Origin of the sequence: Thiohalophilus sp. (assembly GCF_031581315.1) — a bacterium.
In the GTDB taxonomy this organism is placed as follows: Bacteria; Pseudomonadota; Gammaproteobacteria; order UBA6429; family Thiohalophilaceae; genus Thiohalophilus.
On sequence record NZ_JAVLAZ010000085.1, the window covers coordinates 1 to 8045 of the forward strand.

Annotated in this window: 6 protein-coding genes; 1 reads left to right on the plus strand and 5 read right to left on the minus strand. The window is 58.1% G+C overall.

All coding sequences use genetic code 11. The features are described 5' to 3' along the window. On the plus strand, positions 1-549 hold a 549-nt coding region (locus RI563_RS10940; RefSeq protein WP_310694421.1), incomplete at its 5' end, for a hypothetical protein. A 411-nt stretch (positions 550-960) separates the two neighbouring features. Here RI563_RS10940 and truA read toward each other — a convergent pair. From truA to asd, 5 genes are all read right to left on the minus strand, one after another. Continuing rightward, on the minus strand, positions 961-1764 hold the full coding sequence (gene truA / locus RI563_RS10945) for a tRNA pseudouridine(38-40) synthase TruA (RefSeq protein WP_310694422.1): 804 nt from the start codon (positions 1762-1764) through the stop codon (positions 961-963). 14 nt (positions 1765-1778) lie between these two features. Further along, entirely contained in the window at positions 1779-2468 is a 690-nt protein-coding gene (locus RI563_RS10950) for a hypothetical protein (protein WP_310694423.1), read from the minus strand. Positions 2469-2472: 4 nt separating this feature from the next. Beyond that, complete coding sequence (locus tag RI563_RS10955; RefSeq protein WP_310694424.1) at positions 2473-5637, minus strand: FimV/HubP family polar landmark protein; 3165 nt, start codon at positions 5635-5637, stop codon at positions 2473-2475. Between the two features lie 124 nt (positions 5638-5761). After that, entirely contained in the window at positions 5762-6784 is a 1023-nt protein-coding gene (locus tag RI563_RS10960; RefSeq protein WP_310694425.1) for an aspartate-semialdehyde dehydrogenase, read from the minus strand. A gap of 167 nt (positions 6785-6951) precedes the next feature. Next, on the minus strand, positions 6952-8045 hold a 1094-nt coding region (gene asd, locus RI563_RS10965; RefSeq protein WP_310694426.1), incomplete at its 5' end, for an aspartate-semialdehyde dehydrogenase.

The following is an 8045-nucleotide window of genomic DNA, read 5'->3' on the forward strand; positions in this document are numbered from 1 at the left end:
GATGATGACATCTACAGCGAACTGTATATCAACTTCAGTCTGAAAAAACTGACGGATAAAAACATCGACTACGGCAGGATCAACGACATCGGCCTGCTGGCCGGGGTTAATTATTCACATGATGCACGAGCGCGCAAATACCTCCCGGGCATCCGCCTGAGCTGGGACATCCCCGGTTTCACCTTTCTCAATACCGATTTCACCCTCTATCTTGACGACAGTGCCGGGGTAGCCGGTGGCGGTGCGCCGGCCGAGGACGACAGCTACATGGTGGATGTCAACTGGGCTTATCCCTTTACCGTGGGCAAGCATCGCTTCAGCATCGAGGGTCATGGCGAATACATTGCCGGGCGGGATAACGAGTTCGGTCAGACCGTGCATGACTGGATCCTGCTCCAGCCTCAATTTCGCTACGACCTCGGCCAGACAATGTGGAATACCCCCGATCGCCTGTTTGTTGGTATCGAATGGCAATACTGGCACAACAAGCTGGGCGATAAAAAAACCGAGGACAACGTCCTGCAGGCTCTGATCGTTTTGAGACTCTGAATGCCTGCCGCTGATACCGGCAATGATCACAAAACAATCCGCTAATACACGCCAATAGACGCAAATAAACCCCGTCGAATCCATTCGGAAGTGGGTACAACCACCTCCATAACAATGAGGAAACCCGACTGCCTGCAGGATTGATTCCGCTTCGCCTGAGTCTAATTAGCGTCTATTCGCGTTTATTTGCGAACATCCAAATACGGCATCTGAAGATCACGGAGGACGCAAGAATAAAATTATTTCTTCGTGTCTTGGTGTCTTCGTGGTTAAGCTTTTCTGAACATCCATTACCGGGAGAGCCGAGATAAAAAAATCCCGCCGGGGGTCGGCGGGAAAATCAGCTATGGAGAATGCACCGTTAGCTGGGTACAGAGTGCCAACCCCCCTGCCCCGCTACTTTGACCTGGATCAATTGGTTCTGAAAAAATCGAATGGTCCGCACAGGTCAGCGCTGACCTGCCCGGGCAGTTTAAACTCATCGGGATAATCGACCCGCATAAAATAGAGCCCGTCAGGCGGCGCGGTCACACCACCGAGGGTACGATCTCGTAATTCCAGCACCTGCCGGGCCCAGTCGGGTTCGGCTTCACCGGCGCCAATGCGCATCAATACACCGGCGATATTGCGCACCATGTGATGCAAAAAGGCGTTGGCCGACAGGTCCAGAATGATGAAGGGCCCCTGTTGCCGGATATCGAGTTGATAGAGCGTGCGGATCGGGCTTTTGGCCTGACAGGCGACCGCCCGGTAAGCACTGAAATCGTGTTCGCCGAGCAAATGCCGGGCCGCCTGCTGCATGGGAAACAGTTCCAGCGGTCGGTATTCCCAGCTGACCCGTTTGTGCAAACAGGCCGAATGGATGGCGCGGTTAAAAATCACATAGCGGTAATAACGTCGCTGCGCCTTGAAGCGGGCATGAAAAGTTTCATCCACCTCGCGGGTCCATAACAGTCGCACACTGGCTGGCAGATTGCTGTTGGCACCGCGCACCCAGGAGAATTCACTGCGTTCGGCGTCAGTATCAAAATGGATCACCTGTCCCGCGGCATGCACACCGGTGTCGGTACGCCCGGCACACACGACCCGCACGGAATGATTGGCCACCTTGCCCAGGGCCTTTTCCACCATGGCCTGCACATTCGGCGAGTTATCCTGATACTGCCAGCCACAAAAGGCACTGCCGTCGTATTCTACGCCTGCCGCGATTCGCACAAGGTCTCCGGAAATTACAGTTCGATAAAGGTGCTGATGATAAAACCGGCGCACAGGGCGACCGGCCAGCCCCATTGTATCAGGCCCGGCGGCGCCGGGAGCTCGAGCGTGACGCTCTGGCGGGGTTGTTCCGTGGCCTGTTCGAACAGACGCGGCAGCAAACTGCCCAGATGACGGGCAATACGATTAATCCGGCCCTGCAAGCGCTCCTGCTGCGGTGGCGGTGGCGCACGCCAGAGGTGCTGCTGCTGTTCGACATAGGCCAGTGTCAGGCTCAGGCGCACCGCGAGCCGCTCCGGGTGCAGGCCCAGATAACGCAGTGGCGCCAGCAGCCAGTAGAGCGCGGCAATCAACTCGGAGCGCGTGGTGGTCACCAGTAACAGGCCGGCGGCCAGCAGAATCAGTATCAGGGTGAAGGCCCGCACCAGACCGGTTTCCAGGCCAATGCGGGTCGGTAACAGATAATCCGGCAGCGGTAACGAGACGGGTAATCCGGGAGTAAACCAGCCGTAGATCACCACCACGGAGAGCAATAGCCAGCGCAGGCGGCGTACCATGCCAAGGGCCCGGGTAAACTGAACGAACGAGCAGCGTGATAACAGGGCGGCGATCAGCAGCCCGGCCAGAATCAATTGTTCCTGATCCGGGCGGGCCAGCGCGATACAAAAGAGTAAAAAGCTGACGACCCGGATAACCGGATGCATCTACTCAGGCAATCTGTTGTAACAATTGCTGGGCTTCCTGTTTCTGGGAGTCATCGCCTTCATCGAGAACTTCATCGAGGATACTGCGGGCCCCGTCAGGATCGCCCATATCGATGTACGCCCGGGCCAGATCCAGTTTGGTGCCGACTTCATCACCGCCACCCAGCGACATTTCCGAATCCGCCGCATCGGAAGCATCCAGGTCCAGATCCATGCCGCCCTGATCACCGCCACCGAAGTCCAGTCCCCCGGCATCGATCGCCATGGTCTGTTCCTCGTCGGTCCCTTGCGGCTCTTCGCTACCGGTATCCAGGGACAGCGTATTGTCCTCATCGCCCAGATTAAAATCGAGGCCGCCGGTATCCGCTGACGGTGCTTCTGCGCCACTATCCAGACTCAGCTCACTTTCAGTATCAGGGCTTTCGGTACCGCTGTCGAGATTGAATTCCAGATCATTTTTGGTATCGCTTTCATCAGCGCCCAGATTGAAATCCAGTTCATTACCGGTATCCTCATCCCCACCGAGGTTGAAGTCGAGACCAGCGCCGGCTGTGTCATCGTCACCCAGATTGAAATCCAGATCACCAGTGTCGGCTTCGCTCGATCCCGCAGGCGTTTCCTCCGTCCCCATATCGAGATTGAAATCGAGTTCCGAGCCGGCTTCTGCCTGACCTTCGCTCGAGGCGGGTTCGCTCCCCATATCGAAATTGAAATCCATGCCCCCGGCACTCTCTTCGGAAGTCGCCGGTGCCGTATCGCTTTCGGTACCGAAATCCAGATTGAAGTCGAGTTCCGAATCACCACCAGTGCCCTGCTGGGAGCCGGCAAAATCACTCTCTTCAAAGACGCCGGTATCCAGACCGATATCCATCACCTGGCTGTCGGACAGGCCCGTGGAGGCATCCCCGCCACCCAGGTTCGGAGCCGCAGCCGCTGCAGCCGCCGCGCCGGCGGCAAACAGCGGATTGTTCGGTGCCAGCTCCTTGCCCATGGCCACGACTTTTTCCCACTGGGGATCGGACTCGGCTTCGCCGCCGAGGCTGGCATAAAACTCTTCGGCCAGATTTTCAAACGCATTGCTGTTGCCGGTGGCGGAATAGAGTTCCAGTAACTTGAGTTTGAGTTCCTTGCGTCCCGGTTCCTGTTCGATGGCTTCCTGCAGGCGCTCTTCAGCCGCTTCATAACGGCCATAGGCCATGAAGACATCCGCTTCGGTCAACGGATCGACTTCCGAATCCTCGGTTTGAATCGCGCCGGCACCGCTGACGGCAAAATCACTCAAGAACGAAGACTCACCCGTATCGGTGCTGTCAGTACTGCTGGTGACGGTCGACGGTCCGCCGGAGAGAATACTTTCCTGATAATTGCCTTCCGCCTGACGCCGGCGACGCATCACGATTAACATCAAAATGACCAGTACCAGCAGTACCGGGGCCGCCACGTACATCAACAGGGAATTGCCGGAAGCGCCGATCATGCCACCGACCACGCCGACGGCGCTGTTGAAGATCTCTTTGGCCATGGTGAGATATTCTTCCACCATGCCCTTGGGTTCACTGTCGGATTGCGGAGTACTCGTCGCCTGAGGCGCCTCCTCAGCAGCCGGCGCTTCAGGTTCGACCGGCTCCTCCTGAGGGGGTTGTGCCGGTGCCGGTTCGGCTTCCGCCTCGGGTTGCGGGGCCATTTCAGCGTCAGCTGGAGCCCCGGCTTCCTCGTCGCGCATCGCCTGTTCGGACTCCACCGCGTCTTCCGCCGGTTGCGGCTCAACTGCTTCTTCTACGGCGACTTCTTCTTGCAGCGCGGGGGTCTCAGGCAGCGCCGGCTCGGCATTCAGTTCCGCCAGCTGCTGCTGCAGGGCAGCCAGTTCGTCATCCTTGATCGAAACAGAGCGCTGCAGCCGGGCCAGTTCCTCTTCCATATCCTGCAACTGGCGATTCAGTTCCACGTTGCGCTCGCGGGTACTGGAGGCATTCTCCCGCAGCTGACGCATCTCATCCTGCAGGGCAACGAGATCGTTGCTCATGGCCTCTTCGCTGGCGCCGGCACCGGACTGCAAATCTTCGCCATCCGGCGAAGAGAGTGTCAGCTCACCACCGCTTTCAGCGCGTGCCGGTGCCTGTCCGGCGCCGGCCTCGGCCACTACAGCCTGGCGTCCGGTTCGCTCGGCCACGGCCTGACGGTAGTCGTTCCAGCTTTCTGTCTGGGCCATATATTCGTTGGCCGCCTGCTGACGACTCATCGCATCAAGCAGCGAAGGATCCTCGATACGCAGCACCTGGCCGCTTTTGAGGCGATGAACATTGCCCTCGATAAAGGCATCGGGGTTGCTTTGCAGCAACGCCATCATGATCTGGTAAATACTGGCCGACTCGGCATTGCTCTGTAATTTTTTGGCAATGGTCCAGGCATTGTCACCGTCTTTGGTCACGCCATAATCGAGTTCGCCCAGCTCTATATCGCTACGATAACCACTGATATCGATGCGCGGGAACAGGGAGCCATCATCAACAAAGGCATCGCTGGTTTTCCAGGCTTCATCTTCTGCTGCAGCCTCCTCTGTCGCCGGCGCCACCTCGATAACTTCCGGTTCGTCCGCTTCTTCCTCCATCATGGCCGGCTCATCCGCAGCGGCCGGTGCCGGTTCGGCTGGCTGCGGTTCGGCTGGTGCGGCGGGTTCGGGGCTGTAGGGTTGCGGCTCGTAACGCTCGATGGTGTCAGCCGGTTCCTCGGTCACCGGGGTCTCGGCCATGGCCGGTGCCGGCTCGCGGGTGACGCGGCCGGGCGGGTCCAGCAGCATGGTGTATTCGCGCAGCATCCGCCCGTTGTCCCAGCTGAATTCCAGCAGGAAATTGACAAACGGTTCACGAATCGAATCGCGGGAGTTAACCTTGATATAGCTATCACCGCCCTCTTCGACGACTTCAAATTTCAGGCCGCTGAGGAAATGGGGACGATCGATACCGGCGCGGGTGAAGGCGCCTTCGGGAGCCAGTTTGACGGTCAGGGAATCGAGATCAGAACTGGTCGGTGAGATCAGTTCGATTCGGGCATCGAGTGGTTCATTGAGTGCCGAATTGAGCTTGATATTGCCAAACCCCAACGCCTGAGCGGTCAACGGCACCAGGATCAGGCACGCCGAAGCCAGGCCCACAAGCAGCTTTCGCAACATAGAAATTCTCCAGTCTGTCATGCTCCCGCTCCCCTCAAACTGGCGGCAACCTTTTTATTCTTGTATATCAACAACTTATTCCGGTTTTTTGGAAGATTCTTTATGAGTATGCAGTAACTATAGCTTATAAATAGTCTTTTACCAAAATTTCTGCCATTTGAACACTATTTAATGCCGCCCCTTTGCGTACATTATCGCTCACGATCCACAGATCCAGTCCCTGCGGATGAGAGATATCCTCACGAATCCGGCCGACCAGCACGGCATTTTCATTGGCCGCATCGGTCACCGGACTCGGATAACCGTCATCCCGCAAGGCGTCCATGACCGTGATGCCCGGCGTTTGCTGCAGCAAGGCCCGCGCCTGACCGGCACCGAGTTTATCCCGGGTCTCCAGATGCACGGCCATACCATGGCCATAAAATACCGGAATCCTGACCGCGGTCGGATTAATCGGCAGGTTTTCATCGCCCAGAATTTTGCGACTTTCCCGCACCAGGTTCATCTCGGCCCGGGTATAACCGTTATCTTCCAGCGACTCGACCTGCGCCAGGGCATTGAAGGCAATCTGCCGATCATAGATCTGATGCTCGAGCGGTCGGGCATTCAACAGGTTAGCGGTCTGCCCGGCCAATTCCTTGACCCCGGCTTTGCCACTGCCGGAGACCGCCTGGTAGGTCGCCACATTGAGCCGCGTAATACCGACCGTATCGTAAAGCGGCTTGAGCGCCATCCATAACTGAGTCGTCAGGGCATCGGGGCTGGCAATAAGATTGTGCGCCGTGTAACCGGCCATGGCCTGCGGATTGACTTCCGGTATCACCAGCGGCACCGACTCATCGGTACGAAACTGTGCGCTGTTGTCGATCACCACACAACCGGCCGCCGTCGCACGGGGCGCATAGTCAGCCGCCACCGCCTCGCCGGCACAAAACAGCGCCAGTTGCACTTGGGAAAAGTCGAAATCCGCCAGATCCTTGACCACCAGCGACTTGCCGCGAAATTCCACCCGCTTGCCGGCAGAACGGGCACTGGCCAATGGGTAGATCGTCCCGACCGGAAAGTCCCGTTGCTCGAGAATCTCCAGCATCACCTCGCCCACCGCGCCGGTGACCCCGACAATCGCGATATCCACTTGCTTACTCACCTGGTAACAACCTCATGGCCTGACTTCTCGTTCGTCATATTTGATATACACCCTGATCAAAAACGCAGAGTTCGCCGAGGCGCAGAGATTATTATTTATTTTTCTCCGCGACTCTGCGCCTCCGCGTCCTCTGCGTTTATCTTCAGAGCCTTGAAAAGAGAGCAGCATCAGTGGTCGAGCAGGATGCGCAGCATGCGGCGCAGGGGTTCGGCGGCGCCCCACAGCAGCTGGTCGCCGACGGTGAAGGCGGACAGGTAGTCGTTGCCCATGCTCAGCTTGCGCAGGCGTCCGACCGGCACGTGCATCTTGCCGGTGACGCTGGCGGGGCTGAGCTCCTGCATGCTGACGTCTTTGTCGTTGGGAATCACTTTCACCCAGTCATTGGCCCGGCCCAGGATGTCGCTGATTTCATCCAGCGGAACGTCTTTATTCAGTTTGATGGTCAGCGCCTGGCTGTGACAGCGCATGGCGCCGATGCGTACACAGATGCCGTCGATCGGGATCGGCTTGTCACTGCGCCCGAGGATTTTGTTGGATTCGACTTGTGCCTTCCACTCTTCCTTGGTCTGGCCGCTGTCGAGCGGCTTGTCAATCCACGGGATCAGGCTGCCGGCCAGCGGCACGCCCCACTGGTCGACCGGGTAGTCCTTGCTGCGAATGAAGTCGGCCACCTGACGATCGATGTCCAGGATTGCCGTGGCGGGATCGGCATTGAGTTCCTTGACCGAGTCGTTAATCGCGCCCATCTGGCGGATCAGCTCGCGCATGTGTTGCGCGCCGGAGCCGGAGGCGGCCTGATAGGTCATGGGCGAGATCCATTCGACCAGATCCTGGTCGAACAGGCCGCCGGCGGCCATCAGCATCAGGCTGACGGTACAGTTGCCGCCCACATAGGTCTTGATGCCCTTGTCCAGTCCGGCCTCGATGACGCCTTTGTTGACCGGATCCAGTACGATGATGCTGTCGTCCTTCATACGCAAGGTGGAGGCCGCGTCGATCCAGTAACCGTCCCAGCCCGCCTTGCGCAGTTCGGGATAGACCTTCTCGGTATAGTCGCCGCCCTGACAGGAGATGATGACATCCATGGCCTTCAGCTCATCGATGTCATTGGCGTCTTTCAACGGCGGGACATCCTTGCCGACATCCGGACCCGGCTGACCAGTCTGCGAGGTGGAGAAAAACACCGGATCGATATGATCGAAATCCTGCTCCTCACGCATACGTTGCATGAGGACCGACCCCACCATACCGCGCCAACCTA

Coding starts and splice junctions, on each gene's coding strand:
- RI563_RS10950 (WP_310694423.1), bottom strand. CDS start 2,468: ATGCATCCGGTTATCCGGGTCGTCAGCTTTTTACTCTTTTGTATCGCG.
- RI563_RS10955 (WP_310694424.1), bottom strand. CDS start 5,637: ATGTTGCGAAAGCTGCTTGTGGGCCTGGCTTCGGCGTGCCTGATCCTG.